Origin of the sequence: Kocuria sediminis (assembly GCF_009735315.1) — a bacterium.
GTDB lineage: Bacteria > Actinomycetota > Actinomycetes > Actinomycetales > Micrococcaceae > Kocuria > Kocuria turfanensis.
This window is the reverse complement of the sequence record NZ_WOGU01000015.1, coordinates 1-25,658: the sequence shown is the minus strand read 5'-3', so window position 1 is coordinate 25,658 and position 25,658 is coordinate 1. Positions and strand designations below refer to the sequence as shown.

Genomic DNA, 25,658 nt, shown 5'->3' with positions numbered 1-25,658 from the left:
CGCAGCCGTCCCCCCGGCTGTGCACGTCCCCCCACCCCTCTCCCCCCAAGAGGTTCCCTTGAAGCTGCCTTCGTTCCGCCTGCCCTCCTCCGCCCTGCCCGCCGCCGTCCTGGCCGGCGTGCTCATGACCGGGACGGTGGCCGCCACTGCGGCGCCGGCCCAGGCCTCGACGACCAACACCACCTACACCGCCGCCGGGATCTCCTCCCAGTACCACCTCTACGACGCCGGCGTCGACCGGTCCAAGGCCGTGGGCGCCGTCTTCTACTTCGACGGCGACGGCCAGTACTACGCGCAGCGACCGACGGCGACCATGCTCCGGACCATGGCCGCCCGGGCCGCCGCGAAGAACATGGTCCTCGTCGTGCCCGTCGCCCCGGCGAGCCGGTCCTGGACCGCCAGCAGCGAAGCGGCCGGGGACTGGTTCCGGGCCCTGGCCGGCAAGGTCGTCGCCGAGCAGCGCATCGACACGACCCGCATCCACCTGGCCGGCTACTCCGGCGGCGCGGAGTTCATCTCCACCGAGGTGCTCTCCGACCGCGCGGGCTGGATCCGCGGCGGCGGCGCCACCCTGATCGGTGGCGGCGGGGTGTACTACGGCGGCCTCGAGACCGCCCCCGACGCCGCGCTCAAGGCGACCGACCCGACCTGGTACGTCGGCTCCCTGGACAGCTACGGCGCCACCCAGCCCTCCACCTGGTCAGCCCTGGAGGCCGCCGGGAAGGGGGCGGCCGCGTACCGGTCGGCCGGCTTCGGCAAGGCCGACCGGGTGGTGCTGCCCGGGCTGCACCACACGAACTACAACCTGCCGGGACTGGTCGGCGACGACGTCGACCGCCTCTACTCCACCATCGGCACCGCGGTGCCCTCCCTCCCGGGGGCGAGCGAGCTCAACGGCTTCGAGCTCAAGGGTGCCATCGGGACCCGGTGGCGGGCCCTGGGCGGGACCTCCTGGGGCACCCCGGTCAGCGCCGAGCACGCCTCCGTGCACTCCTCCGTGTACCAGCGGTTCCTGGGCGCGGGCGGCCGCGAGAAGGCCATCTACTGGTCCGGGGCCACCGGCGCGCGGACGGTCGACTACGGCGGGGCCATCGGCCGCAAGTTCGAGGCCGCCGGCTTCGCCGCCGGCTACGGGGTGCCGTCCTCCGACGAGGTGCGCGCGGCCGACGGCGGCGCGTACCAGCTGTTCGACGCCGCCGGGAAGCGGACCAAGCTCGTGTGGTCCTCCGCGACGGGAGCGCGGGCGGTCAAGGAGTACGGGGCCATCGGCAAGCGGTGGGCGGCTCTCGGCCACGAGCGGGGACTGGGCTATCCGACCTCCGACGAGTACCGCACGTCGACCGGGATGGCGCAGAACTTCACCGGCGGCCGGATCGAGTGGAACTCGTCCACCGGGGCCGTGAGCGTGGTCCGCGCCTGACCCGGGGCCGCGCGGGCCGCCCCCGGGTGCGCCCGCGCGGCCCCCGCGCGCCGGCCCGGGGGCGCCCCTAGGATGAACGCATGATCTTCAAGGCCGTGGGCGACTCGCGCCCGTACCCGGATCACGGCCTCGTCTCGCCCGCGGACTGGTCCGGCATCGCACCTCGTCAGGTGCGCCTGGACCAGTTGATCACCACGAAGACGACTCTCGACCTGGCGACGCTGCTCGACGCGGACTCCACCTTCTACGGCGACCTCTTCCCGCACGTGGTCCGCTGGGACGGGCTGCTCTACCTCGAGGACGGGCTGCACCGGGCGCTGCGCACCGCCCTGCACCACCGCACCGTGCTGCACGCCCGCGTGCTGGAGCTCGGGCTCGCGAGCGGGCCTCAGGCGGTGCGCAGGGCGCGGGAGGTCAGGACGCCGCGCTGAGCGGCGGCCTCTCGGGAGCCAGCCGCACGGGGCGGCCGTCGGCGTCGAACTGCGCGCCCAGGCCCTGCTGGATGAAGCGGACCGTCGAACGGATGTGCCGCTCCCGCGCCGCGCGGTCCTGGTCGGAGTTCTGGCCCCGGTCCGCGGCGGTGGTCAGCGAGCCGTGGACGAGCGAGGCGAGCTCCGGGATGTCCCCCTCGGGCAGGTAGGCCTGGTCGATCGCGTCCCGCAGGATCGCGGCCAGCAGCCCCTGCAGCTCGCCCACGTGCTCGCCCAGCTTCTGGTAGTCCTCCGGGGACAGGACCGTGCGCATGGTCGGGCCCGGGGGCAGGTGCCGGCGGGCGAGGTCCTCGATCTGCGCCCGGATGTAGACGGCGAGCCGGTCGACCGGGTTGGCGACGCCTTCCAGGTCCCGGCGGAGATCGGTCATGAAGCGCTCGGTCTCGTCCAGGGCGTAGGCCACGAGCAGCTCGCCCATGTCGGCGAAGTAGTTGTAGACGGCGGTGCGGCCCACCCCGGCGTTCTTGGCCACGTGGGTCATCGTCAGCCCGGTCAGGCCCTGCTGGTACAGCAGCTGGCCGAAGGAGTCGAGGATCGCTCGCTTGGTGTTCTCGCGCTGCGCGGCGTTGGTGGCCGCTGAAATACGAGGCATGATGACACCTTATCTCTGCATGTCATCAAAGTATGCACACTTCAATGATCCTTGGTGACGGTATGTCTGACTATGACACCACCGTTCCCTCCGTTTCGGCCCCCTCTCCCCGAACGTCTGGGGAAACGTCCAGGAAACCGTCGGCCCGGACCCGGGAGACGTGCACGGCGTGTCCCGCCGGCAACGGCCCCCGGGCAGCGCGGAGCCGTGGCCGGCGACGCAGGTCGTCGCCGGCCACGGCCGGGTGCGGTGGGACGCGCTCAGGCGAGCCCGGTCACTGCTCGGCGGCCGAGCCGCCCTGCCAGAGGGAGTCGAAGGGCGCACGCGAGCTCAGGCGCTGCCGGATGCCGGCGGAGACGAAGGCCTTGGCGGTGCGGGCCGCCTCGAGCGGGGCGGCGCCCTTGGCGAGCTCGGCGGCGACGGCGGCCGCGAGGGTGCATCCGGCGCCGGCCACGGGGACCTCGCCGACCTTGGGCTCGGACAGGATCTCGAGGGTCGTCCCGTCGTAGAAGACGTCCACGGCGTCGGGGCCGGCCAGGCGCACCCCGCCCTTCGCGAGCACCACGGCCCCGGAGGTCTCGTGGATCCGGCGGGCGGCCTCCTCGAGGTGCTCGACGGTGCTGATCTCGTCCATCCCGGACAGGGAGAGGGCCTCGAAGTGGTTGGGGGTCACGAACGTGGCCAGCGGCAGGATCCTGGCCTTGAGCGCCTCGTCGGTGTCCAGAGCGGCCCCGGGCTCCTGGCCCTTGCAGATCAGCACCGGGTCCAGGACGAGGTGCTCCGGCTGCAGGGCCGTCAGCGCCTCGGCGGTCGTGGCGATGGTCTCCGGGCTGCCGAGCATGCCGATCTTGACGGCGTCCAGCGCGTGCGCCGCCGTGATCGCCTCCAGCTGCTCCCGCAGCACGTCCTGCGGGACGGGGAACAGGCGGTGGCCCCAGTCCGCGTTCGGGTCGAAGGAGACGATGCAGGTGAGCGCGAGGGAGCCGAAGACGCCGAGCTCCTGGAACGTCTTGAGGTCCGCTTGGGCGCCGGCGCCGCCGGTGGCCTCGGATCCGGCGATGGTCAGGGCCACGGGAGGCTGGGCGGTGCCCGCGGCGTCGGGGGTGGGTGCGGTGGTGGTGTCGGTCATGGGAGCCATTGTGCGCCCCGCTCCGCGTCCCCGGCCAACCGTGCGGCCGGGCTCCGGCGCTAGACTGTCGGACGGTCTCCGGCCGCCACGACGTCCCCGTTCGGGGTTCCGCGGCGGCGGGAGGAGGACTCCCGGGTGGCAGGCGGGCGTCCCGCACCCGTTCTGCAGACCGCACAGACCGCGGTGCGGCCCCGACTCCTCCCGGGCCGGTGCCGCGGTCCAACAGATTGGTGACCCACCGTGTCCTCCTCCGCAGGCCCTGCTCCCGCCGGCTTCGCCCACCGTCCGCGCACGTACTTCGACCTGATCGTGGCGGCCTACTGCGTGGTCCTCGTGCTCTCCAACGTCGCCGCGACCAAGGGCGTGGCCTTCGGCCCCGTCCTCACCGACGGGGGCTTCTTCCTGTTCCCGCTCGCGTACGTGCTGGGCGACGTCGTCGCGGAGGTCTACGGCTTCCGCGCCGCGCGGCGGGCCATCGTCACGTCCTTCGCCGCAGGCCTGTTCTCCTCGGTGGTGTTCTGGCTCGTCATCGCCCTGCCGCCGGCAGAGTTCTACCAGGGCCAGGAGGCCTTCGAGGCCGTCCTGGGGCCCGTCCCGCTCATCGTGGCGGGCTCCCTGCTGGGCTACCTCGCGGGGCAGCTGCTCAACGCCTTCGTCATGGTGCGGATCAAGGCCCGCACCCGGGAGCGCCACCTGTGGGCCCGGCTGATCGGCTCGACCCTGGTCGGCGAGCTCGTGGACACGGTCGTGTTCTGCACGGTGGCGGCGCCGATCATCGGGATCAGCACGGTCCCGGACTTCGTGAACTACGTGGTCGTCGGCTATGCCTACAAGGTGCTGGTCGAGGTCCTCGTCATGCCCTTGACCTACGCGGCGATCGGCTGGCTCAAGCGGCGCGAGCCGACCTACGGGGCGGCCGTGTCCCCGGCGGGGGAGGCCGTGGCCGCCCGCTGAGCGCGGCCGGCCCGGACGCAGCCGCTCCGGCGGCTCAGAAGCCGAGATAGGCCAGCTGCGCGCCCACCGAGCTCCGGGCGGCCGGCAGCACGCGCGCGGGGACGTCGGCGTAGATGCGCTCGGTGATCGCCTCGAGGGTGGCGCCGCGGCCGAGGTCCCGCAGGGCCTCGCGCACCTCGGCCAGGCGCTCCATCCGGTGCTCGAGCAGCTCCTCGCACACCGCCTCGGCGTCCTCCCGCACGTCCCCGTGCGCCGGCAGCACGAGGGCGCCGCCCAGCACCGCCAGGCGCTGCAGGGAGCGCAGGTAGTCGCCGAGACTCCCGTCCGGGTGGTCGAGCATCGTGGTCCCGCGCCCCAGGACCGTGTCCCCGGTGAGCACCGACCCCGGGCCCGCGGCCGGTGCGGCGGACCGGCCGGGCGCCGGCGTGCCGGCCGGGGTGTCGTCGGGCAGGTGGAAGCTCACGGAGTCGGAGGTGTGCCCGGGGGTGTGCAGCACCCGGATCCGGCACCCGGCGGCCTCGATCACCTCGCGGTCGGCCAGCGGGGGCGCGTCCCGGCAGAACTCGGGCCGGAAGGCGCGCACGGGGGCCCCCGTGAGGGCGTGGAAGTCCGCGACGCCCTCCGTGTGGTCGGCGTGCCGGTGGGTGACGAGCGTGAGCACCGTGCGACCGGCCGCGGCCAGCACGGCGAGGTGCCCGCGGTCGGCCGGTCCGGGGTCCACGACGACGACCTCCTCCTGTCCCGGCGCCCCGATCAGCCACGAATTGGTGCCCTCCAGGGTCATCGGGCCCGGGTTGGGGGCGGTCTGCCGCCGGGTGAGGGCGGTGGTGCGGATGCCGGTGTCCTCGGTCATGCGGTACTCCTGGGTCGGGCGGTCGGTGGCGGGCGGTCGGTGGCGGGCGAGCGGCTGCTGGGCTCGAGTGGCTGGGGGGGGGCTGGTGCAGGCGGGCGGCGCAGTCGCGCGAGGGGACCGCGCGGGGTCGCCGGCGGGGAGGACCCAGCAGGACCCGACGGGTCCTGCGGTGCGGCTCACCCCCGGTCGAGCAGCGCCTCGAGCTTGGCGAAGGAGCTGCGCCACCCGGCCGCCGCACCCGCGTGCACCACGGCGGGCAGCGGCCCCTGCGTGAGCACGAGCAGGGTGCCCCCGTCCCCGGTGGCGAGGAACTCCGTGCGCACCAGCACGTGCTGGTCCAGCGGCCGGCCGTCCGGGCCGGGCAGCGCCTCGCGGCCCTCGAGCAGCGCGTCCTGCTCGACCCGCAGATAGGTGGCGTGCACCGGGGCGACCTGGGCGGGGTCGGCGTCGCTGACCATGCGGAAGCGCTGCCGCCCGCCGGGCCGGACCTCGAGCAGCACCGACTCCCGGGGCACGCTCCAGCCCTCCGGGCCGAACCAGGCGGCGAGCCGGTCCGGGTCGGTGAACGCTGCGAAGACCGCCGCCGGCGGGTGGGGCAGGTCGTGGGAGACGGAGAGGACCTCCGTGGGATCCAGATCGGTGATGTCCATGCCGTCCATTGTCCCCGGGCGCTCTCGGTCCCGGGAACGGCGGTCGGTACAGTGGCGCTCGTGAGCACCGAACCTGCGCGGGACCCGGAGGCGGGGAAGGGCGGTCCCCGCCCGGTCTGGGTGAGCGTGCTCAAGGCCGGCGTCCTGCTGCTCCTGCTGGCCGCGGCGGTGTGGTACCTCATCAGCCACGAACTGCCCACGGTGGAGCAGGTCCGTGGCTTCGTCGAGGGCTTCGGGGCCTGGGGCCCGCTCGTGTTCGCGGTGGTGTTCGTGCTCGTGGCGGCCACCCCCGTGCCGGTGACGATCATGGCCGTGTCCGGAGGGTTCCTCTTCGGGATGGCCCAGGGCAGCGTGGTGGGCGTGGTGGCCACCACGGCCGGGGCCTGGCTCGGGTACTGGCTCGCCCGCTTCCTCGGCCGCGACGCCCTGTACCGCCTCGCGGGTCCCCGGATGGGAACCGTGGAGCGCAAGCTCGACGGCAAGGGCTTCCTCACGGTGCTCGTCCTGCGCCCGGTCCTGCCCAACTGGACCCTCAGCTACGGGTCGGGGCTCGTCCGCGTCCGGCAGCGGGACTACCTGGCGGCGACCCTGCTCGGCGGGATGCCGGGGCAGATCAGCTTCGCCGCCCTGGGGGCCTTCACCTCCCGGCCGTCGTGGCCGGCGCTGGCCGCCGTCGCCGCCTCCTGGGCGCTCGTGGTGGTCGTCGGGGTGCTCTCCTGGCGCCGGTCCCGGCACGAGGCGCAGCCCGACGGCGCCGCGGACCAGGCGGGGGCCGACGGTCCGGCCTGATCCGGAGCGGGTGCCGTGAACGACGTCGTCCGGCCCTCCTGCGGAGGGCCGGACGACGTCGTTCGGTGGAACCGCGCGGCAGCGCGGGGGAGACAGGGGCGGGGTCAGACCTGAGGGCGAGCGGCGGTGGAGCCGTTCGACTCCGCGCCGAGCAGGTGGAGCTTGCCGCTCTTGCGGTCGGCCAGGTACTCCTTCATGTCCCGCTTGATGACGGGCAGGAGCATGTAGACGCCCAGCAGGTTCACGAAGCCGCAGACGAACAGGGCCGCGTCCGCGAAGGAGATGACCTCGCTGAAGGTCAGCACGCACCCGGCGATCGTGAAGAACAGGTAGACGCCGCGGAAGATGTTGTCGCTGAGCCGGCTGCGGCCGAACAGGTACTCCCAGGCCTTGAGCCCGTAGTAGAACCAGGTGATCAGCGTGGAGAAGGCGAACAGGACCACCGCGATGGCCAGCACGATCGGGAACCAGGGGATGACCGTGGCGAAGGCGTCCGAGGTGAGGATGACGCCGTCGGGGGCGCCTCCCCCGGCCTGGACCTGGTCGATGCCGGCCTGCAGGCTCGGGGCGCCGGCGATGATGATGGCCAGGGCGGTCATCGTGCAGATCAGCACGGTGTCGACGAGCGGCTCGTAGAGGGCCACGAAGCCCTCGCTCACCGGACGGCGGGTCTTCACCGCCGAGTGGGCGATCGCGGCGGAGCCCAGGCCGGCCTCGTTGGAGAACGCCGCACGCTGGAACCCGACGATCATGACGCCCAGTACGCCGCCGGCGATGCCCTCGGGGGAGAACGCGCCGTCGATGATGGCGCCGAACGCCGCCGGGACGTGGTCGAGGTTGGCGAGGATGACGACGAGGCACGCGGTCACGTAGATGGCGCCCATGGCCGGCACCAGCCGGCTGGTGGTGGCGCCGATGGACTTGATGCCGCCGATGATGACGAGGCCCACGAGGACCGCCAGGACGATGCCGAAGATCAGGGCCGCGCCGGGGCTGCCGAGGAAGCCGTCGGCACCGCCGGTGACGTTCTGCACCTGGGCGAAGGTCTGGTTGGCCTGGAACATGTTGCCGCCGGCGGCGCCGAAGAACAGGATCGCCACGGCGAAGATGCCGGTGAGGATCTTGGCGGGGATGCGGCCGAACTTGCTGAAGGCGATGGGCAGGTACCGGAAGGGCCCGCCGCTGACGGTGCCGTCCTCGTGGACCTCGCGGTACTTCACGCCCAGGGTGCACTCCGCGAACTTGGTGGCCATGCCGAGCAGGCCCGCGCAGATCATCCAGAAGGTGGCGCCGGGTCCGCCCAGGGCCATCGCCGCGCCGACACCGGCGATGTTGCCCAGGCCCACGGTGCCGGACAGCGCGGAGGTCAGCGCCTGGAAGTGGGGGACCTCGCCGGGGTCGTCCTTGGAGGAGAACTTGCCCCGGACCACGTCGGTGGAGACCCGGAGGTGGCGCTGCACGACGCCGAAGTAGATGGTGAAGATGACGCCGGCCGCGATCAGCCACGCGACCACGAAGGGAAAGCTGACCTCCCCGATGGTGATGGGGTAGAAGACGATGCTCGAGAAGACTTCGGTGATGGGAGCGAACGCCGCATTGATTGCGCGGTCGATCTCGGCCAGCCAGCCGACTTCCTCCGTCACCGTGGACATGGGTACCGCCTGAAGAATCTCCATCCGCTAACTACAGCGCGTGGAGGGCCGGTTGGCAACAGATATCCGGGTCCCCGGATGTAAATACTTGACGCACCGGTAGACATCGGGTCGGGAAGCGGTGCGGAGGGGGGTGGGAACCCGGTGACGGCGCGGGCGCGCCGTCACCGGCGGAGGCGGCTCAGCGGGTGGCGGAGGCGCTGCCGAGGTGCTGCGGGGAGGTCATGGCGCACACCCGCAGCCCGCGGGCCAGGTCGCCGCCGGCGTGGCGGAGGGTCTCGCCGAACGAGGTCGAGCGGGCCGGTGCGGCGGCGCGGCCGATCGCGGTGAAGAGGACGGCGGGGAGGCCGAAGACGAGGAGGAGAGCCACGGGAGCATCCAGCTTTCTGTGTGCGGTGCGAAGGAGACCTGCGACACACTCATCGCAGTTGACATGTGAAGTCTAACGGGCCGATATTGGAGCATCCAGTCTGATATCCCCCGATGCAGGAGCACATCATTGCGTCTTGACGAGATAGACCAGCAGATCATTGCGTCACTGATCCAGGACAGCCGCCGCAGCTACGCCGCCATCGGCAAACGGGTGGGCCTGTCCGCCCCGGCGGTGAAGCGGCGGGTCGACGCCCTGCAGCAGACGGGGGCCGTCAAGCGCTTCACCGCGGAGATCGACCAGTCGGTCCTGGGGTGGAACATCGAGGCCTTCGTGGAGCTGCACTGCGACGGAGGACTGTCCCCGTCGATGATGCGGACCATGGCGGCGGAGATCCCCGAGGTGACGGACGCCTACACGGTGACGGGCGAGGCCGACGGCATCTTCCTCATCCGGGCGCAGAACACCTCGCACCTGGAGGACGTCATGGTCCGGATCCGGGAGTGGAAGGGCATCAACCACACGCGCAGCTCCGTCATCCTGTCGCATCTCTGACCGCAGCGGCGAGGCTCTGGGATACTGGGGGTCCAGCACCGCCGGCACGGCAGGGCGGCCGGCGCAGCAGCGGAGGAGGCGGCATGGCCGACGCACCGGACGCCGTGATCGTGGTCGGCGTCGACGGTTCCGAGCAGTCCGTGGAGGCGCTGCGCTGGGCGGCGCGTCTCGCTCCCGTGTACGGGGCGCGGATCCGGGCGGTGGGCGCCTGGGAGAATCCCCCCGAGTACGTCGGGTTCGTCCACTTCAAGGACGACCACTTCGACGAGCTCGCCCGGAAGCACGTGGACGAGGCGCTGCAGAAGGCCTTCGGGGTGGACCGGCCGGCCGGGCTGAGCACGGTCGTGGAGTTCGGGCACCCGCCCAAGGTCCTGATCCGCCACAGCGAGGACGCCACGATGCTCGTGGTGGGCCGCCGCGGGCACGGCGGCTTCCGGGGACTGCTGATGGGCTCGGTCAGCTCGGCCTGCGTCGCGCACGCCCGGTGCCCGGTCCTGGTGCTGCCCGGCCGCCCCGTAAAAGGCCCCGAGGAGAGCCCCGAGGAGACCGGGCCCGCGGGCTGAGCCCCGCGCCGAGCCGGCGGGACGGTCATGGTCCCGCATCTTCGCCCGTCCGGACCCGCCCTCTGTGATACTGAGCGCACCATTGGGGTCGCGAGAGCAAAGGATTCGGCATGGAACAGGGAACAGCAGCCGTCGTCGTCGGGGTCGACGGATCCGAGCAGTCCGTGGAGGCGCTGCGCTGGGCGGCCCGGATCGCCCCGGCGCTCGGTGCGTCCCTCAGGGTGGTCGCCGCCTGGGACTACCCGCCCGAGTACGCCGGCTACGTGCCCCTCGGCAGCGACAACTTCGACGAGATCACCCGCAAGCGGGTGGACACGGCGATCCAGCAGGCCTTCGGCGAGGACGTCCCCGAGGGCCTGACCACCACCGTGGAGTTCGGCCACCCGTCGAAGGTGCTGGTGCGCGAGAGCGAGGACGCCGTGATGCTCGTGGTGGGCCGGCGGGGCCACGGCGGGTTCCGGGGCCTGCTGCTGGGCTCGGTCAGCGCCGCGTGCGTCTCCCACGCCTCCTGCCCCGTGCTCGTGATCCACGAGGACGGCACCGCGGCGACGAGCTAGCCGCGCCACCCGCCGCGGGCGGTCCGGGCGTGGCCGGGCCCACAGCGGCCGGTCGCGCCGCGGAGCCGTGGGGGCGGCCGCCCGGGGTCCGGGGCGTTCAGCCCCGGTGCGCGTAGTACCGGCCCAGCACCTCGTCCCGGTACTCGAAGTAGGTGCCGTCGGCCATCGCCTGCCGCGCGCCGTCGACCATGCGCACGACGAACCGCTCGTTGTGGATCGAGGTGAGCGTCGCGGAGAGCCGCTCCTTGGCCTTGAACAGGTGGTGGAGGTACGCCCGGGTGTAGTGCGTGCACGTGTAGCAGTCGCAGCCGTCCTGGACGGGGGAGAAGTCCGTGCGGAAGCGGGCGTTGCTCACGGTGAAGCGGCCGTCCGGGCCGTAGACGGCCCCCGTGCGGGCCACCCGGGTGGGCGAGACGCAGTCGAAGGTGTCCGCGCCGTTCTCCAGGGCGGTGAAGATGTCGTCCGGCTCGGAGATCCCCAGCAGGTGCCGCGGCCGGTCCTCGGGCAGCTCCTCGCTGCACCAGCGCACGATCGTGCCGAGGTTTTCCTTCTCCAGCGCCCCGCCGATCCCGAAGCCGTCGAAGTCCATCGCCCCGAGGTCCCGGCAGGCCTTCCGGCGCAGGTCCTCGTACTGGGCGCCCTGGATGACGCCGAACAGCGCCTGGTACGGCCGGTCGGCGCGCTCCTCGGTGAGCCGGGCGTGCTCGGCCACGCAGCGCCGGGCCCACCGCCGGGTCCGCTCGAGGGACGTCTCCTGGTAGCCCCGGGAGTTGTGCAGCGTGGTCAGCTCGTCGAACGCGAACATGATGTCCGCCCCCAGCCGGTGCTGGACCTGCATGGAGATCTCCGGGGTGAAGCGGTGCACGTCGCCGTTGATGTGGGAGGTGAACGTGACCCCGTCGTCGTCGACGCGGGCCATGCGCTCCTTGCCGGTCGCGACGTCGTCGTCGCCCGCGGCCGAGGACGCGACCGTGGACATGTCGATGACCTTCTTGAAGCCCGAGCCCAGGGACATGACCTGGAACCCCCCGGAATCCGTGAAGGTGGGCCCGTCCCAGTTCATGAACGCGCCGAGCCCGCCCGCCGCGTCGAGCACCTCCGCCCCGGGCTGGAGGTAGAGGTGGTAGGCGTTGGCGAGCAGGGCCTGGGCACCGAGCTCGGCCATGGACTCCGGCAGCACGGCCTTGACCGTGGCGGCGGTGCCGACCGGCACGAACGCGGGGGTCCGGATCTGCCCGTGCGGGGTGCTGATCGTGCCGGTGCGGCCCAGGAACGGCCCATTGTTGGCCTCCACGCGCGATCCGGCGGTCCGGGTCGTCTCCTCGAGCCGGTGCTCGACCTCGAAGCCGAAGGCGGCGCGGGCGGCGGGGAACAGGGAGGGCACGACGGGCAGGGTCATCCGACCATTGTGCGCCACGGCGGGGCCGGGCCCGGGCGGACGGGGAGGTCGCTGTGAGTGATCTCATGCGCCGGCCCCGGAAGAGGGGCCGTCGCCGGGAGGTTGTGGGGTCGTGGGCCCGTCCCCTCCGCGCGGCGCCCTCCAGCGCCCGACGACGGACGCCCGCGCCCGTCCGCCGCGGCCCGCGCGGCCGCCGACGACAGAGAGGTGGTCCCGACCGCGTGAGCCCGTTCCGGAACCTCTTCGCCCTGCACCCCGCCCAGCGGGACCACCTCCCCGCCGCCCGCATCGCGCTCTCGGTGGCCGTCCCGCTGATCGCCGTCGTGGCCGCCGGCCGCGCCGACCTCGCCATCTACGCGGCCTTCGGGGCGTTCGCCTCTATCTACGCCCGGCACGAGCCGCCGGCGGCCCGGGCCCGGCACCAGGCGCAGGCGGGCGTGCTGCTGACACTGTGCGTGGCGCTGGGCGCGCTGCTCAGCGGCGCCCCGGAGGCGGCGGTGCTGGCGGCCACGGCGGTCGTGGCGGGGCTCGGCGCGATGGCCGCGGCGTCCTGGAAGCTCAAGCCGGCGGGATCGGTCTTCTTCATCTTCGCGGTGGGCGCCGTCGGCTCCCTGGCGCACGCGGCGCCGCTCTGGCAGGCCGTGGCTCTCGCCGCCGCCTCCGCCGGATTCTCCGTGGCGCTGGGGCTCGCGTCCCGGTGGGCGGGGGAGGGCCTGACCGGACCCGTGGCCCCCGTGGCGGAGCACCACGGGCTGGGCGCCGGGCAGCTGTGGGCGCACGGCGGCCGGTTCCTCGCGGCCACGTCCGTGGCGGGGGCCCTCGGCATGGCCACCGGCCTCTCGCACAGCTACTGGGCCATGGTCGCCGCCGCGGCCCCCATTGCCGCCCCCGACCTCGGGGCGCGGGTGCAGCGCGGCGTCCACCGCATGGTGGGCACCCTGGGCGGCGTGGGGGTCACCGCGGCCGTGCTGTCCGTGCCGCTGCAGCAGTGGCACATCGTGGCGCTGGTGATCCTCTTCCAGTTCCTCGCGGAGCTGTTCGTGGGCCGCAACTACGCCCTGGCCCTCCTGTTCATCACCCCGCTGGCGCTGCTGATGACCCAGCTGGCGGCCCCGGGCGCCCCCGGCCACCTGCTGCAGGCCCGGGCGGTGGAGACGGTGATCGGCGCCCTGTGCGGGCTGGCGGTGGTTCTGCTCACCCGGACCGCGGAGGAGCGGAGGCTCAGCGGCCCCAGCCCGCGTGCGCCACGGCCTGGCGCACCAGGTCTCCCCGGCCCCCGGCGAACTCCGCCTGCACCTCGGGGCTGAGCGCCTCCTCGGGGCTCATCCAGGACAGCTGCAGGGCGTCCTGGCGGGGACTGCACTCGCCGCGCACGGGCACGATGTAGCTCAGCGCCACGGCGTGCTGGCGGTCGTCGGTCAGACCGGTCTCGGAGGGGGAGGGGAAGAACTCGGCCACCGCGAACGGGGTCGTGGACACCGGCAGCTGGGGAAAGGCCATGGTGCCCAGGTCCTTCTCGAGGTGGCGCAGCAGGGCCGCCCGGATGGTCTCCCGGTACAGCACCCGGCCGGAGACGAAGGTGTACATCATTTCGCCCTCGGGAGTCGCCTGCAGGAGCAGCCCGATCTCGGAGAGGTAGCCCAGCGGGTCGAGCCGGACCGGCAGCGCCTGCACGTACACCATCGGCAGACGGCGCCGGGCTTCCTGCAGGTCGTCCTCGTTGAGCCAACCGGGGTTCGGATCGGGGGTGCGGAGGAAGTTCATACTGCTGTTCTATCCCATGACCCCTGGCGCGGCCACGATTCTCCCCGGCCCGGGACGCCGGTTCAGCGCTCAGCGGAGCCGCCGCCCCCGCCCCCGCTCACGGGCGCTCCAGCCGGGCGGCGGCCTCCAGGACCGTCCACGCCTGCACCTGGGTGGACAGCTCCACCGGGGCGCCGGGGCGCTGCGTCTGCTCGGCGGGCCGCGCCGGGTCGGGGGAGAAGATCGCCACCGAACCGTCCGTCCGGGCCGACGGCGCGGCCCCGCTCCCGGAGCCCGTGGCGGGCTCGGCCTCGCGCCGGCCGGCCCACAGGGCGTCGGCGGTGCCCGTCACCAGCCCGGCGGCGGTGCGCCGCGCGGGCTCGGCCAGGTCCGGGTGCCGGGCCGCCTGGGCAAGGTAGCGGGCCAGGATCCCGCTGAACAGCCCGCCGTCCCCGCCGCCGTGCGCGGTGAGGACCCGGCCCTCCGGGCCCGGCCGGCCGTAGGCCTCCGCCGCGCCGGCCACCACGTCGGCCGCCGTGCGCAGCAGGCGCGCCCGCTCGTCCGCGCCCGTGCCGGGGGCGTCCGCGAGCTCGAGCAGCGCCCCGAGCACGGGCCCGGAGTTGTAGCTGAACAGCCGCTCGTCCCGGCGCGTGACCTCGCTGCCGGATCCCGCGGCGACCAGGACCAGCCCGTCGTGGAAGACCTTCCGCTCCGGGTCCCACAGCTTCTCCTGCAACCAGCCGAGCACCGCGCGGGCCTGGTCGGTGCGGTGCGTGCGCACGAAGGCCAGGGCCGCGGGGGCCGAGGACGCGGTGTTCTTCACGTCGTGGCGGGTGTTCCAGAAGACCCCGCCGCCCAGGTCCGCCGTGTGCCCCCGCTCGATCCGGGCGAGCAGGGCCCGCCCCGCGTCCAGGCACGCCACGTCCGTCCGGCCGGTGAGCTCGCGGTCCAGCGCGGCGAGCCGGCCCACGGCCAGCAGCAGCCAGGCCATGTCGTCGTAGTAGGAGTTCTGCGTCACGCGCCCGCCGCTGCGCAGGGTGATCCCGCGCAGCAGCCGGTGCGCGTCGCGGCGGATCCCCTCCGCGCGGGCGGGCTCGTCCCGGTGCCGCAGCGCGGCGTCCACCAGGGCGTCGAGCAGGTGGGCCTGCCACCAGTAGTGCCACGGGGCCGTGCGGGAGCGGGGCCGCGGGTGCGCCGGTGCGCCCAGCAGGGTGCCCGGCACGCCCAGGGCGCGCCCGGCGAAGAGCTCGCGGACCGACCGGGCCGCGGTGTCGGCCCGGTCCGGGGCGCTCGTGGTGCGGTCCGGGATCCGGTCGGCGGTCCGGCCGGTGCTCGCGTCGGCGGAGAGCGGGCGGGGCGCGGGACTCGCGCCGGTGGGGCTGGGCATGGCGGCTCCTGGTGCTGGCGGGGGAGGGGTGCTGCTCCGAGCCTATGCGCTCGCCGCGGGGTGCGGGCCGGAGCGGTCCCGGGCGGGGCCGGCGAACAGCCGCCGGTGGACCGTCTCGACGGGCCCCCGCAGGCCGCGCCGCTCGAGCAGGACGGCGCCGAGCAGGGTGACCAGCCACACCGCGGTGCCGAGCAGCAGCGCCGCGGTGGGGGTCAGGGCGCGGCCGAGGCCCAGCGCGAACGGCGGCATCAGGACCGTGAAGAGCACGGACTGGGCGATGTAGCCGCTCATCGACCGGCGTCCCAGCGCCTGCAGCGACCACAGCGCGGGGTGCTCCCGCGCCCGGAGGGGAGCGCCCGGGGACCGCCGCTGGGCCCGTGCGCAGACCAGGGCCACCACGAGCGCGTAGCCGATGCCCTGCGCGGCGCCGGTCAGGGCGTCCAGCCCGGTGAGCAGGGACCCGGCGGTCGTGGAGGGCTCCAGCATGTCCGTGGTCAGCAGGCCCGTGCCGACGCCGGTCAGCAGCCCCGCGCCGATGCAGACCACCGCGGTGGCCAGCAGCCGGCCGCGGCGGGGACCGGGGTCCTCCAGCACCCGGTAGCGGCTGAGCGCCAGGCCGAGCAGCAGCATGGGCAGCAGTCCCAGCAGCTGGAGCGGGGCGAAGGCCACCACTCCCGCGCCCTCGGCCAGCACGAGGGCGAGGTGCTCCTGCGCGGAGTCGGTCACGAGGCTGGGGAAGGGCGCGGTGCCCGGGGTCCGCACGGCCCAGCTCGCCCCGCCGTAGAGGACCATCAGCACGGAGCCCAGGCCGGCCAGGACCAACAGGGTGGCCGTGCCCTCCGCGATCAGCAGGGTCAGGAACAGCCCCCCGAAGGCGTAGGCCGTGATGATGTCCCCGGGGAAGAGCAGGCAGGCGTGCAGGGCCCCGATGAGCAGCAGCCACCCGTAGCGCCGCAGCAGCAGCTGCCGGGCGAGCGGCAGCGGGGTGCCGCGGGCGGCCTCCCGGGCGGCGATCTGGCCCACGCCGTAGCCGACCAGGAAGGAGAACAGGGGGAAGCCGCGGCCGTCCACGAGCATGGACATGGCGGTGTTGACCACGTCGTCCGCCGTCCACCCGGCCGTGCCCGCCCCGGCCCCCAGGGTCCGGTCGCGGGGGCCGTCCGTGGGCCCGGGCGCCCAGATCCACGCGGTGACGTTGGCGACGGCGATGACCCAGAGCATGAGCCCGCGGGCCACGTCCGGGGCGGGCACCCGGGCGGCCGCCGGCGCGGTGCGCGGCGCGCTCACCCGGGCGTCCCGGTGCGCAGGGCACGCCGGCTCTCGAGCACGAGCGGGCGGCCCGTCATCGGGTGGGTCAGCCCGATCCGCCGGGCCAGCAGCTGCAGCGGCCGGGCGGGGTCCTCGCTGCCGGCCGGCTGCACGTGCGGGTAGAGGGGGTCGTTGCGGACCGGGACGCCCAGCCCGGCCAGGTGGACCCGGATCTGGTGGGTGCGCCCGGTCTCGGGCCGCAGCCGGTAGCGCGCCCACTCGCCCTCGGCGTCCGAGAACGGGGCGCCCGCCCGCTCGACGACGGTGCGGGCGTTGACGGGTCCCGGCTCCTCGCGCGCCTGCAGGCACGTGCGGTCCTTGACGATGCGGGACTCGACGACGCGCGGCAGCCCGAGCCCGGGCCGGTGCGCGGCGACCGCCTCGTACTCCTTGGCCACCGCCCGGTCCTGGAAGAGGGTCTGGAACCGGCCGCGGGTCGCGGGGTCCCGGGAGAGCAGCAGCACCCCGGCCGTGCCGCGGTCCAGCCGGTGCAGCGGGGAGAGCCGGTCCTCGCCGCGGGCGCGGCGCAGCTTCACGAGCGCGCTCTGGGCCACGAACCCGCCGCGCGGGGTGGTGGGCAGGCCGTGCGGCTTGTCGACGGCCAGCAGCCACTCGTCCTCGAACAGCACCGGCAGGTCCCCGGGCAGCTCCGGTTCGGGCGGCAGGGCCCGGTGGTACCAGACCGACCCGCCGGGCACGTAGGGGGCGCCGTGGGCGAGGGGCCGCCCGTCGTCGCCGACGATCCCCCCGGACGCGAAGAGCTCCTCCAGCTCCGGGGCCGAGGCCGGGAACCGTTCCAGGAGCCAGCCCCGCACCGTGCTCCACCCGTCCTCCGCCGGCAGCCGGACCCGGACGGGGTCCACGCCGTCCCGCAGGGGCAGAGGGGCAGGGGCGGGCCGACGTCGTCGCATGGTTCCCGATCGTGCTCCCCGCACGAGCCCTTGTCCACTCCCCGGCCCGCGTGCCTGCCGGGCGCAGGCCTGCGAGAATGGGCGCGGACCACCTCCCGCCACCGACCGGAACGAGACCCATGGCCAGCCACGAAGTCGTCCCCGAAGCCGTCCCCGGAGCCGTCCCCGGAACCGTGGAGGAGGTCGTCCTGCTCGACGACGCCCACCGTCCCGTGGGCACCGCGCCCAAGGCGGAGGTGCACACCACGGACACCCCGCTGCACCTCGCGGTCTCGTGCTACGTCCTCGGCGACGACGGCCGGCTCCTGCTGACCCGCCGGGCCCTGGCCAAGAAGACCTGGCCGGGGGTGTGGACCAACAGCTTCTGCGGCCACCCGGCTCCCGGCGAGGACTTCGAGGAGGCCGTCGCCCGGCGGGCGGGCCAGGAGCTCGGCTTCGCGGTGACGGCGGTGACGGAGGTCCTGCCGGACTTCCGCTACCGGGCCGTGGACGCCTCCGGGATCGTGGAGAACGAGTTCTGCCCCGTCTACGTGGCACGCGCCGCCGGGCAGCCGCAGCCGCTGCCGGCGGAGGTCGCGGAGGTCGCCTGGATCACCCCGGAGGAGCTCTTCGCCGCGGCCGAGGCCGCGCCGTTCCTGCTCAGCCCGTGGCTGCTGGAGCAGATCGCCGACGGCCGGCTGCGCCGTGCGCTCACGGAGCAGGCCGCCGTACGATCCTGACCATCAGTCCATCCGGGCGGCGAGCTCGGCGGCCACGGACTCCAGGGCCGCACGGAGGGCGAGGATGGCCGGGCGCCGCACGCTCGAGCCGCGGATCGAGGTGAACACCGTCCGCCGCGGCCCGGAGGGCAGGTCGACGAGCCGGCAGGGGGACTCGCCGCCCGCCCACATGAGGTCCGGCATGAGGGCCACGGCGTTGCCCGACTCCACGAGCCGGGTCTGGGCCTGCAGGTCCGCCGTGGAGAACCGGACGTCCGGCTCGAACCCCGCCCGCCGGCACAGCTGCTCGCCCCAGTGCCTCGACGCCGCGCCCCGGGGCTCCATGACCCACGGCAGCTCGCGGGCGTCCTGCAGCGAGGTGATGGACGCGTGCTCCGCCCCGGGAGGGACCGCCAGGCGGATGGCGTCCGTGATGAGCCGGCGCCGGTCCAGGTCCGGGTGGTGGGCGGCGGCGTGGCTCGGGTACTGCTCCGCGACCACGAGGTCGAACTCGCGCGTCCACGTCTCGTAGAGGGCCCGCTCCGGCTCCGCCTGCACCATCTCCACCCGCACGTCCGGGTGCTCGCGGCGCATGGTGCCGAGCACGGCCGGCAGCAGCGCCAGGGCGGCCGACTGGAACACGGCGACCCGCACCGTGCCCGTGACCGTGCTCAGCGACGCCGCCAGGTCCGACTCCGCCCGCTCCAGGACGTCCAGCAGCTCGGCGGTGCGCGCCACCAGGATCTCCGCCTGCGGGGTCAGCTGCACCCGCCGACCGGCTTTGGAGAGCAGCTCGACCCCGGCCTCCTTCTCCAGTGCCGACAGCTGCTGGGAGACCGCCGAGGGGCTGTAGCTCAGGGCCGCGGCCACCTCCGCCAGGGTGCCGCGCAGCGCGAGTTCACGCAGCAGGCGCAGCTTGCGCACGTCGAGCACGAGAGCCCCTCCCATTCATCACATTGATTGACGAGTCATCCGTGGAAAACATCACTTTATCCGAACGGAAAGAGGGCGCATAGTGAGGGGCGCACCAGTGCTTTCCACGCAGACCAGGGAGTACCACCCATGACGACGATCCCCGTCCCCGCGACCGCGCACACCCCTGCGGAACCGTCGGCCGGACGCACCGTTCCCCACGCCGCGATCCCGGCGACGCTGCCCGAGCAGGCCGTGGCCACGGTGCGCCGCTGGCTCACCGAGGCGGAGCAGTTCCCCAAGGACGCCTCGGGCGAGCAGCTGGCCGGGGTGCTCAAGGATCCCCGCGGACTGGACTTCACGGTCGGCTTCGTCGACGGCGTCGTCCGCCCCGAGGACATCCGGGTCGCCGCCCGCAACCTCGCCCGGCTCGCGCCCCGCGTCCCGGGGTTCCTGCCCTGGTACCTGCGCACCGCGGTCCGCACCGGCGGGGCCCTGGCACCGGTCGCCCCCCAGGTCGTGATCCCGGCCGCCCGCAAGGCGCTGCGCGAGATGGTCGGGCACCTCATCGTGGACGCCAGCGAGGCCAAGCTCGGGAAGTCGATCGCGAAGATCCGCACGGACGACGTCCGCCTCAACGTCAACCTGCTGGGCGAGGCCGTGCTCGGCGAGCGCGAGGCCGACCGCCGCCTGCAGGGCACCCACGAGCTGCTGGCCCGGCCCGACGTCGACTACGTCTCCATCAAGGTCTCCTCCACCGTGGCCCCGCACTCCGCCTGGGCCTTCGACGAGGCCGTGGCCGAGGTCGTCGAGAAGCTGACCCCGCTATACGCCCGGGCCGCCTCGTTCTCCACCCCGAAGTTCATCAACCTGGACATGGAGGAGTACAAGGACCTGGACATGACCCTGGCGGTCTTCACCCGGATCCTCGACCAGCCCCAGTTCGAGGAGCTCGAGGCCGGGATCGTGCTGCAGACCTACCTGCCCGACGCCCTGGAGGCGATGATCCGCCTCCAGGAGTGGGCGCAGGCCCGCCGCGCCGCGGGCGGCGCCCGCGTCAAGGTGCGCGTGGTCAAGGGGGCGAACCTGCCCATGGAGCAGGTCGAGGCGTCCCTGCACGACTGGCCGCTGGCCACCTGGTCCACCAAGCAGGACTCGGACACCCACTACAAGCGCGTGCTCAACTACGCGCTGCAGCCGCAGCACGCCGACGCGGTGCGGATCGGCGTGGCCGGGCACAACCTCTTCGACATCGCCTTCGCCTGGCTGCTCGCCTCCGAGCGCGGGGTCACCGAGGCCGTCGACTTCGAGATGCTGCTGGGCATGGCCACCGGTCAGGCCCAGGCCGTCAAGCGCGACGTCGGCTCCCTGCTGCTCTACACCCCGGTGGTGCACCCCGCCGAGTTCGACGTGGCCATCGCCTACCTCATCCGCCGGCTGGAGGAGGGCGCGAGCCAGGAGAACTTCATGTCCGCGGTCTTCGAGCTCTCCGCGAACGAGGAGCTCTTCGAGCGGGAGAAGAACCGCTTCCTCGCCTCGCTGGCCGCGCTCGACGACACCGTCCCGCTGCCCCACCGGACCCAGGACCGCCGCCTGCCCGAGCTGCCCGCCCCGACCGACGGCTTCGCCAACACCCCGGACACCGACCCGGCCGTGGCCGCCAACCGGGACTGGGGCCGGGCCGTCCTCGACCGCGTCCCCGGCTCGACGGCCGGCACGGCGACCGTCGCCGCGGCCGCGCTGCAGACCGAGGAGCAGCTCGACCGCGTCATGGAGGCCGCCCTCGCGGCCGGCCGCGGCTGGGCCGCGCTGACCGGCGACCGGCGGGCCGAGGTGCTCCACCGCGCCGGGGAGGCCCTCGCGGCCCGGCGGGCCGAGCTGCTCGAGGTGGCGGCCGCGGAGGCCGGCAAGACCCTGGACCAGGCGGACCCGGAGATCAGCGAGGCCATCGACTTCGCGCACTACTACGCCGAGCGTGCCCGCGAGCTGGACGAGGTCGACGGCGCGACCTTCGTGCCCTCCCGGCTCACCGTGGTGACCCCGCCGTGGAACTTCCCCGTGGCCATCCCGGCCGGCTCGGCACTGGCGGCCCTGGCCGCCGGGTCCCCGGTGGTGTTCAAGCCGGCCGGCCCGACCAAGCGCTGCGGCGCCGTGGTGGCCGAGGCGATCTGGGAGGCCCTGGACGCCTCCGGGATCTCCCGGGACGTGCTCGCCCTCGTGGACCTCGAGGAGCGTTCCCTCGGCCGCCAGCTGATCTCCCACCCGTCGGTGGACCGACTGATCCTCACCGGCGCCTACGAGACGGCGGAGCTGTTCCGCTCCTTCCGCTCCGACCTGCCGCTGCTGGCCGAGACCTCGGGCAAGAACGCGCTGGTCGTCACCCCCAGCGCCGACTTCGACCTCGCCGCCAAGGACGTCGCCTACTCCGCGTTCGGCCACGCCGGGCAGAAGTGCTCGGCGGCCTCCCTGGTGATCCTCGTGGGCTCGGTGGCGCAGTCCAAGCGGTTCCGCAACCAGCTGGTGGACGCGGTCAGCTCCCTCACCGTGGACTACCCGACCAACCCCGCCGCGCAGATGGGCCCGCTCACCGAGCCCGCCGAGGGCAAGCTGCTCCAGGCCCTGACCACCCTCGAGGAGGGCCAGACCTGGCTGATCGAGCCGCGGCAGTTGGACGACACGGGCAAGCTGTGGTCCCCGGGGGTGCGCACCGGGGTGCAGCGCGGCTCGGAGTTCCACCGGGTGGAGTACTTCGGGCCCGTGCTCGGGGTGATGACCGCCGAGACCCTGGAGGAGGCCGTGGCCATCCAGAACGAGGTCGACTACGGCCTCACGGCCGGGCTGCACTCCCTGGACCCGGAGGAGATCGGCTACTGGCTGGACACCGTGCAGGCCGGCAACCTCTACGTCAACCGCCATATCACCGGGGCCATCGTCCAGCGCCAGCCCTTCGGCGGCTGGAAGAAGTCTGCGGTCGGCCCGGGCACCAAGGCCGGCGGCCCCAGCTACCTCATGGGCCTGGGCGAGTGGGAGCCGGCGCCGCTGCGCGGGAACGGGCGTCCCGTGACCGACGCGGCCGTGGCAGGCCTGCTCGCCGCCGCCCGTGCGGAGCGGGCCGGGGTCACCGCGCAGGAGGCCGAAGCCCTCGAACAGGCGCTGCGCAGCGACGAGGCCGCCTGGGCCGACGAGTTCGGGGTGGCCCGGGACGTCTCCGGCCTCTACGCGGAGCGCAACGTCTTCCGCTACCTGCCCCTGCCGGTGACGGTGCGGCTGGCCGAGGGGGAGCCTCTGGCCGATCTGCTCCGCGTGGTCGCCGCCGGCCTGCGCGCCGGCGCCGGGCTCAGCGTCTCCTCGGCGATCGAGCTGCCCGCGGCGGTGCGCTCCGTGCTCACCGGCCGCGGCGTGCCGGTCCGGGTCGAGGACGACGCCGCCTGGCTGGCCCGCGCCGCCGAGCTCGGGGGTGGGCGCGTCCGCCTCGTCGGCGGGGACCGCGCGGCCTTCATCGCCGCGACCGGGTCCCGCCCGGACGTGGCCGTCTACGCCCACCCCGTCACCGGGGCCGGCCGGGTGGAGATGCTCCCGTTCCTGCACGAGCAGGCCGTGAGCATCACCGCCCACCGCTTCGGCACGCCCAACCACCTCACGGACGAGCTGATCTGACCCGCTGATCCGACGAGCTGATCCGGCGCGCTGATCCGGAGCGCTGCTGCACCGGCGCCCCGCGCCGCGGCCCCCGTTCCCCGACGGACCGCGGTGCGGGGCGCCGTGCCGTCCGGGGTGGGCCGTTCAGCTCCGGACGAGGGAGGCGTGGACCACCAGGTTCTCGTCGAAGGCCCCGGTCTCCGGGTCGTAGCCGTCGCAGGTGATCAGTCGCAGCTCGGGGCCGGCGGTGTTGCCGTAGACCTGCAGCGTGGGGAACGAGTCCTTCGCGTAGCGTTCGACGGCGTCCACCGCGAACTCCGCCGTGGACCCGTCCGCCCGGGCGACGGCGATGCGGTCCCCGATGGTCAGCCGGTGCAGGTCCGCGAAGACCCCCGCCCCACCGCCGGTGGCGTTGACGTGCCCCAGCAGCACGGCCGGGCCCGCCTCGCCCGGCGTGGGCGAGCGCCGGTACCAGCCGGCCGGGGCGCCGGGGTGCTCCGGCGGGACCTCCAGGGTGCGGTCGGGGCGCCGGTCCAGCGTCATGAGCCGGTCCTCCACCCCGATGGCGCCGATGGTGAGGCGCACCGGCGCCGAGGCGGGCAGCGCCCGCGGGCGGGACTCCGGGTCCGCCGCCTCCGGCGGGGCGGGGGCGGCACGCGGGACGGGGTGCTCGGCGACGGCCCGCTGCGCCGTCGCCGGGGGCGTGGGGCTGTCCCCGGTGCACCACAGGCCCAGGACCACGGCGAGACCCGCCACCCCCGTGCGGAGGTGGCGGGTCTCGGCGCGGTGCCGGGGCACGCGGGGTCCCGGGGTCAGCGACCGCCGGCGGCGCGTCGGCGCAGGCCCACCGCCGCGCCGCCCAGGGCGAGCATCCCCAGCACGGCTGCTCCGGCGAGTCCGCGGGCGTCCGAGCCGGTGGCCGCCGTCTCCACGCCGGTGTCCGCCGGGCCCTCGGGCACCGTCATCTGGGCGGGTGCGAGCACCCCGCATGCGATCGGGATGTCGGAGGCCAGCGGCAGGGCGGGGGCCATCGGGTTCGCCTTCGCCTGCGCCGCGGCCGAGAGCGACGCAGGGTCCGCCCCGTGGACGTTGACCACCGCGGTGCCGTTCTGCAGGGCGGCCAGCGTGGCCCCGTCCACCGGGAAGGTCCGCTGATACGTGTAGGCCTCCCCGGCCGGGAAGCGGTCGACCGCCACCGCGGAGGCCGGGCTCGTGTCCCCCGAGGTCGTCAGCGTGGTGCCGATCCCGCCGGTCCAGGGCTGGCCCTCCATGGAGCTGACCGCGCCGTCCCCGTCGGCGTCGGCGCTCGGCGGAGCGCACACCCCCTGGCCCCCGATGTGGATGTGCTGGGCGTGCGGATAGGGCGCCCCCTGGAACAGGGCGGGCGCCCCGGCGACCTCCACGGTCACCGTGGCCTCCTGGCCGGTGACCTCCACGGCGGCGTGGCCTGCCGCGGTGCTGTTGTTGACCGGCGCGAGCTCGGCGTGGAAGGACCAGCTCTCGGCGGCGGCGGCGGTGGTGGCGGGCAGGGTCACGGCCGCGAGTGCCAGGGCGGGCGCGGCGAGCAAAGCGGACTTCTTCATGAGATCGGCCTCTCGGTCAGGAATGACAGGGCTGGGAAGTGACGCAAAGCACAGTTTACTGATCATTCCGGCCGCGTCGAGGGGTTGGTCGTATGCGACGGCGAATGGGTCAGTGCGCAGGCCGCTTCCGGGTGATGGGCAGGCCGACAGGCCGGTCAGGAAGGGGGCCGGTCTTCCGGAGTGCCCGGTGGGCGCTGCGGCGGGTGCCGCGAACTCCCCGGTCGAGGCGCTGCCCTCTCGGCGAGCACGAGGTCGGGGATGCGGGGCTCACGTCCCGGGGTCGATCGGGCCGGGGCCACGAAGTGTGCCGCCCCCGGTGGATCGGACCGGGGGCGGCACCGTGAGCTGCCGACCGACTGCGCTCCGGTGTCCCCCCACGTGCATCGCACATCGGACCCGTGCGCCGGCCGAGCTCCTCGACATCAGATTACTGACATGTAAACGAATTGACGGCATTGTGTAAGCCGCTTCACACGGGGGCGGTGCTCATCCGCAGGGGGCCGCCCGGAGGCTTCCGCGGGGCGGGAGTCCGCTCAGCCCGCGGCGGCGAGGGTGCCGACCCGCGGGCTCTCCGCCGCTGCACGGTGCCCGGGGGTGCGCAGCTCGGTCACTCCCGTGCTCGGCGCCGCCGCGTGCGGCGCCCCGCGGTCCCCGCCGGCCGGGACGGACGGTGCCCGGTCGTGGCGGAGTGCGGCGACCACGGACTCCTCGTCGAGCCCGGCGGCCTCGGACAGGGCGGCCAGCGGCACTCCGTGGCGGGCAGCCAGGCGCAGTTCGGCGTGCAGGGCCTCGACGGCCTGGTCCAGCTCCCACTGTGCGGTCTCGGCGCCGGCGTCGAGGAGCCACACGTGGCGGGCGGCGTCGTCGTGCCCCTGGGAGGCGTCGTCCTCCGCGAGCTGCTGGTCGAGGGTCCACTCTGCCGTCTCGGCGCGCCCGGCCGCCGCCAGGACCCGCCGGGCGAAGAAGGGGTGGAACAGGCGCTCGTCCCCGCGGGCCACGAGCGGTGCGCCCGTCCCGGCGGGTTCTTCCGTCTCGACCAGGAAGCCGCAGGCGCAGGCGTGCAGCCGGCGGCCGTCGACGGCGGCCTGAGCGGCGGCGTGGTTCGCGCGGCCGTCGAGGTCGGCCAGGTCGAGCGGGCGCACCGGCATGGGCCGGCCGCAGTGCACGGCGGGGCTCGTCGTCTCCGGGGTGGCCGGTCGGCCGGTTCCCGGCTCCGTCCTCTGCTGCGCGGACCGGTGCTGCACCTGCTGGTTCATCCCTCGACCTTCCTCACGTTCCCTGCGTTCCCTGCGGTGGTGCGCAGATCCCGAGGACGGAGCCGCGAGACGCGCACCACATCATCCAAGTCGATAGTGTCTAGTTTGTCTAGTTACTCGAACGTCGCGCTTGTCGGTGGCCTAGGATGATCGGCATGACGTCTCCCGCCCCCACCTCCTCCGGCTACTGGTACGGCACCGACGACGCCGCCGGACCCGGACCGGTGCAGGTGCTCGAGGCCCTGCG

Annotated in this window: 25 protein-coding genes; 10 read left to right on the top strand and 15 right to left on the bottom strand. The window is 74.2% G+C overall.

The genetic code is table 11. The annotated features are described in order from the left end of the window. Positions 1 to 58 precede the first annotated feature (58 nt). Positions 59 to 1,420: a hypothetical protein gene (locus GMA12_RS15580; RefSeq protein WP_156270432.1), complete on the top strand. Its 1,362-nt coding sequence runs from the start codon at positions 59 to 61 to the stop codon at positions 1,418 to 1,420. Between the two features lie 80 nt (positions 1,421 to 1,500). Continuing rightward, positions 1,501 to 1,851 (top strand): type II toxin-antitoxin system VapB family antitoxin, encoded by a 351-nt coding sequence (locus GMA12_RS15575; RefSeq protein ID WP_156270431.1) that lies wholly within the window; start codon positions 1,501 to 1,503, stop codon positions 1,849 to 1,851. On the opposite strand, the gene GMA12_RS15570 is transcribed toward GMA12_RS15575, so the two are convergent. Continuing rightward, the gene (locus GMA12_RS15570) at positions 1,835 to 2,503 is read right to left on the bottom strand and encodes a TetR/AcrR family transcriptional regulator (RefSeq protein WP_075872542.1); all 669 of its coding nucleotides are present in this window, start codon (positions 2,501 to 2,503) and stop codon (positions 1,835 to 1,837) included. The genes GMA12_RS15575 and GMA12_RS15570 overlap by 17 nt on opposite strands. Positions 2,504 to 2,777: 274 nt before the next feature. Further along, complete coding sequence (locus GMA12_RS15565; RefSeq protein WP_156270430.1) at positions 2,778 to 3,632, bottom strand: hydroxymethylpyrimidine/phosphomethylpyrimidine kinase; 855 nt, start codon at positions 3,630 to 3,632, stop codon at positions 2,778 to 2,780. A 240-nt stretch (positions 3,633 to 3,872) separates the two neighbouring features. On the opposite strand from GMA12_RS15565, the gene GMA12_RS15560 reads away from it, so the two are divergent. After that, on the top strand, positions 3,873 to 4,586 hold the full coding sequence (locus tag GMA12_RS15560) for a queuosine precursor transporter (RefSeq protein WP_162459947.1): 714 nt from the start codon (positions 3,873 to 3,875) through the stop codon (positions 4,584 to 4,586). Between the two features lie 34 nt (positions 4,587 to 4,620). Here the strand turns inward: GMA12_RS15560 and GMA12_RS15555 are convergent, their stop codons facing one another. Together GMA12_RS15555 and GMA12_RS15550 are read right to left on the bottom strand one after the other, a co-directional pair. Next, positions 4,621 to 5,439: an MBL fold metallo-hydrolase gene (locus tag GMA12_RS15555; protein ID WP_156270429.1), complete on the bottom strand. Its 819-nt coding sequence runs from the start codon at positions 5,437 to 5,439 to the stop codon at positions 4,621 to 4,623. 176 nt (positions 5,440 to 5,615) lie between these two features. Beyond that, positions 5,616 to 6,089 (bottom strand): SRPBCC family protein, encoded by a 474-nt coding sequence (locus GMA12_RS15550; protein WP_162459946.1) that lies wholly within the window; start codon positions 6,087 to 6,089, stop codon positions 5,616 to 5,618. A 60-nt stretch (positions 6,090 to 6,149) separates the two neighbouring features. Between GMA12_RS15550 and GMA12_RS19025 the strand changes: the two genes are divergently transcribed. After that, positions 6,150 to 6,878, top strand: a complete 729-nt coding sequence (locus GMA12_RS19025; protein WP_156270427.1) for a TVP38/TMEM64 family protein — start codon at positions 6,150 to 6,152, stop codon at positions 6,876 to 6,878. A 104-nt stretch (positions 6,879 to 6,982) separates the two neighbouring features. Here GMA12_RS19025 and GMA12_RS15540 read toward each other — a convergent pair whose 3' ends face one another. Continuing rightward, positions 6,983 to 8,530, bottom strand: coding sequence for an alanine/glycine:cation symporter family protein (locus GMA12_RS15540; protein WP_240898885.1), 1,548 nt, complete (start codon positions 8,528 to 8,530; stop codon positions 6,983 to 6,985). A gap of 181 nt (positions 8,531 to 8,711) precedes the next feature. Continuing rightward, on the bottom strand, positions 8,712 to 8,900 hold the full coding sequence (locus tag GMA12_RS15535; RefSeq protein ID WP_156270425.1) for a hypothetical protein: 189 nt from the start codon (positions 8,898 to 8,900) through the stop codon (positions 8,712 to 8,714). A gap of 129 nt (positions 8,901 to 9,029) precedes the next feature. Between GMA12_RS15535 and GMA12_RS15530 the strand changes: the two genes are divergently transcribed. The 3 genes from GMA12_RS15530 to GMA12_RS15520 all read left to right on the top strand — a co-directional run bounded on the left by GMA12_RS15530 (position 9,030) and on the right by GMA12_RS15520 (position 10,575). Continuing rightward, entirely contained in the window at positions 9,030 to 9,455 is a 426-nt protein-coding gene (locus tag GMA12_RS15530; RefSeq protein WP_047804142.1) for an Lrp/AsnC family transcriptional regulator, read from the top strand. A gap of 83 nt (positions 9,456 to 9,538) precedes the next feature. Continuing rightward, a complete protein-coding gene (locus tag GMA12_RS15525; protein WP_156270424.1) occupies positions 9,539 to 10,018 on the top strand; it encodes a universal stress protein in 480 nt (159 codons plus the stop codon). Between the two features lie 110 nt (positions 10,019 to 10,128). Continuing rightward, positions 10,129 to 10,575, top strand: coding sequence for a universal stress protein (locus GMA12_RS15520; protein WP_156270423.1), 447 nt, complete (start codon positions 10,129 to 10,131; stop codon positions 10,573 to 10,575). A 97-nt stretch (positions 10,576 to 10,672) separates the two neighbouring features. Here GMA12_RS15520 and tgt read toward each other — a convergent pair whose 3' ends face one another. Continuing rightward, positions 10,673 to 11,974, bottom strand: coding sequence for a tRNA guanosine(34) transglycosylase Tgt (tgt, locus tag GMA12_RS15515; RefSeq protein ID WP_156270422.1), 1,302 nt, complete (start codon positions 11,972 to 11,974; stop codon positions 10,673 to 10,675). Between the two features lie 221 nt (positions 11,975 to 12,195). On the opposite strand from tgt, the gene GMA12_RS19425 reads away from it, so the two are divergent. Then, positions 12,196 to 13,281, top strand: a complete 1,086-nt coding sequence (locus GMA12_RS19425; protein WP_156270421.1) for an FUSC family protein — start codon at positions 12,196 to 12,198, stop codon at positions 13,279 to 13,281. On the opposite strand, the gene GMA12_RS15505 is transcribed toward GMA12_RS19425, so the two are convergent. The 4 genes from GMA12_RS15505 to GMA12_RS15490 form a co-directional block, all read right to left on the bottom strand. Beyond that, positions 13,196 to 13,738 (bottom strand): NUDIX hydrolase family protein, encoded by a 543-nt coding sequence (locus GMA12_RS15505; protein ID WP_047804138.1) that lies wholly within the window; start codon positions 13,736 to 13,738, stop codon positions 13,196 to 13,198. The genes GMA12_RS19425 and GMA12_RS15505 overlap by 86 nt on opposite strands. Positions 13,739 to 13,835: 97 nt before the next feature. Continuing rightward, on the bottom strand, positions 13,836 to 15,104 hold the full coding sequence (locus GMA12_RS15500) for a glycoside hydrolase family 76 protein (protein ID WP_156270420.1): 1,269 nt from the start codon (positions 15,102 to 15,104) through the stop codon (positions 13,836 to 13,838). Positions 15,105 to 15,146: 42 nt separating this feature from the next. Beyond that, positions 15,147 to 16,391: a DUF418 domain-containing protein gene (locus GMA12_RS19605; RefSeq protein WP_156270419.1), complete on the bottom strand. Its 1,245-nt coding sequence runs from the start codon at positions 16,389 to 16,391 to the stop codon at positions 15,147 to 15,149. After that, a complete protein-coding gene (locus GMA12_RS15490; protein WP_156270418.1) occupies positions 16,388 to 17,323 on the bottom strand; it encodes a pseudouridine synthase in 936 nt (311 codons plus the stop codon). Before GMA12_RS15490 ends, GMA12_RS19605 begins: the two co-directional genes overlap by 4 nt. 119 nt (positions 17,324 to 17,442) lie before the next feature. On the opposite strand from GMA12_RS15490, the gene idi reads away from it, so the two are divergent. Beyond that, the gene (gene idi, locus GMA12_RS15485) at positions 17,443 to 18,042 is read left to right on the top strand and encodes an isopentenyl-diphosphate Delta-isomerase (protein WP_156270417.1); all 600 of its coding nucleotides are present in this window, start codon (positions 17,443 to 17,445) and stop codon (positions 18,040 to 18,042) included. A gap of 3 nt (positions 18,043 to 18,045) precedes the next feature. Here idi and GMA12_RS15480 read toward each other — a convergent pair whose 3' ends face one another. Next, positions 18,046 to 18,954: a LysR family transcriptional regulator gene (locus GMA12_RS15480; protein ID WP_162459957.1), complete on the bottom strand. Its 909-nt coding sequence runs from the start codon at positions 18,952 to 18,954 to the stop codon at positions 18,046 to 18,048. 129 nt (positions 18,955 to 19,083) lie between these two features. Here GMA12_RS15480 and GMA12_RS15475 point away from each other — a divergent pair, with 129 nt between their 5' ends. Beyond that, positions 19,084 to 22,590 (top strand): bifunctional proline dehydrogenase/L-glutamate gamma-semialdehyde dehydrogenase, encoded by a 3,507-nt coding sequence (locus GMA12_RS15475; protein ID WP_156270415.1) that lies wholly within the window; start codon positions 19,084 to 19,086, stop codon positions 22,588 to 22,590. A 126-nt stretch (positions 22,591 to 22,716) separates the two neighbouring features. On the opposite strand, the gene GMA12_RS15470 is transcribed toward GMA12_RS15475, so the two are convergent. The 3 genes from GMA12_RS15470 to GMA12_RS15460 form a co-directional block, all read right to left on the bottom strand. Further along, positions 22,717 to 23,370 carry a class F sortase gene (locus tag GMA12_RS15470; protein ID WP_370831767.1) on the bottom strand — a complete coding sequence of 218 codons (654 nt, stop codon included), beginning with the start codon at positions 23,368 to 23,370 and terminating at the stop codon, positions 22,717 to 22,719. A gap of 14 nt (positions 23,371 to 23,384) precedes the next feature. Continuing rightward, the gene (locus tag GMA12_RS15465) at positions 23,385 to 24,155 is read right to left on the bottom strand and encodes a hypothetical protein (protein WP_156270414.1); all 771 of its coding nucleotides are present in this window, start codon (positions 24,153 to 24,155) and stop codon (positions 23,385 to 23,387) included. Between the two features lie 533 nt (positions 24,156 to 24,688). Then, a complete protein-coding gene (locus tag GMA12_RS15460) occupies positions 24,689 to 25,411 on the bottom strand; it encodes a hypothetical protein (protein ID WP_156270413.1) in 723 nt (240 codons plus the stop codon). Positions 25,412 to 25,658: the final 247 nt, after the last annotated feature.

Bases quoted from the DNA above. Each gene is read 5' to 3' on its own strand.
- GMA12_RS15500 (WP_156270420.1), bottom strand. From the start codon at position 15,104: ATGCCCAGCCCCACCGGCGCGAGTCCCGCGCCCCGCCCGCTCTCCGCC.
- GMA12_RS15575 (WP_156270431.1), top strand. From the start codon at position 1,501: ATGATCTTCAAGGCCGTGGGCGACTCGCGCCCGTACCCGGATCACGGC.
- GMA12_RS15505 (WP_047804138.1), bottom strand. From the start codon at position 13,738: ATGAACTTCCTCCGCACCCCCGATCCGAACCCCGGTTGGCTCAACGAG.
- GMA12_RS15490 (WP_156270418.1), bottom strand. From the start codon at position 17,323: ATGCGACGACGTCGGCCCGCCCCTGCCCCTCTGCCCCTGCGGGACGGC.
- GMA12_RS15570 (WP_075872542.1), bottom strand. From the start codon at position 2,503: ATGCCTCGTATTTCAGCGGCCACCAACGCCGCGCAGCGCGAGAACACC.
- GMA12_RS15555 (WP_156270429.1), bottom strand. From the start codon at position 5,439: ATGACCGAGGACACCGGCATCCGCACCACCGCCCTCACCCGGCGGCAG.
- GMA12_RS15475 (WP_156270415.1), top strand. From the start codon at position 19,084: ATGACGACGATCCCCGTCCCCGCGACCGCGCACACCCCTGCGGAACCG.
- GMA12_RS15460 (WP_156270413.1), bottom strand. From the start codon at position 25,411: ATGAACCAGCAGGTGCAGCACCGGTCCGCGCAGCAGAGGACGGAGCCG.
- GMA12_RS15520 (WP_156270423.1), top strand. From the start codon at position 10,129: ATGGAACAGGGAACAGCAGCCGTCGTCGTCGGGGTCGACGGATCCGAG.
- GMA12_RS15525 (WP_156270424.1), top strand. From the start codon at position 9,539: ATGGCCGACGCACCGGACGCCGTGATCGTGGTCGGCGTCGACGGTTCC.
- GMA12_RS15465 (WP_156270414.1), bottom strand. From the start codon at position 24,155: ATGAAGAAGTCCGCTTTGCTCGCCGCGCCCGCCCTGGCACTCGCGGCC.
- GMA12_RS15565 (WP_156270430.1), bottom strand. From the start codon at position 3,632: ATGACCGACACCACCACCGCACCCACCCCCGACGCCGCGGGCACCGCC.
- tgt (WP_156270422.1), bottom strand. From the start codon at position 11,974: ATGACCCTGCCCGTCGTGCCCTCCCTGTTCCCCGCCGCCCGCGCCGCC.
- GMA12_RS15540 (WP_240898885.1), bottom strand. From the start codon at position 8,530: ATGTCCACGGTGACGGAGGAAGTCGGCTGGCTGGCCGAGATCGACCGC.
- idi (WP_156270417.1), top strand. From the start codon at position 17,443: ATGGCCAGCCACGAAGTCGTCCCCGAAGCCGTCCCCGGAGCCGTCCCC.
- GMA12_RS15550 (WP_162459946.1), bottom strand. From the start codon at position 6,089: ATGGACATCACCGATCTGGATCCCACGGAGGTCCTCTCCGTCTCCCAC.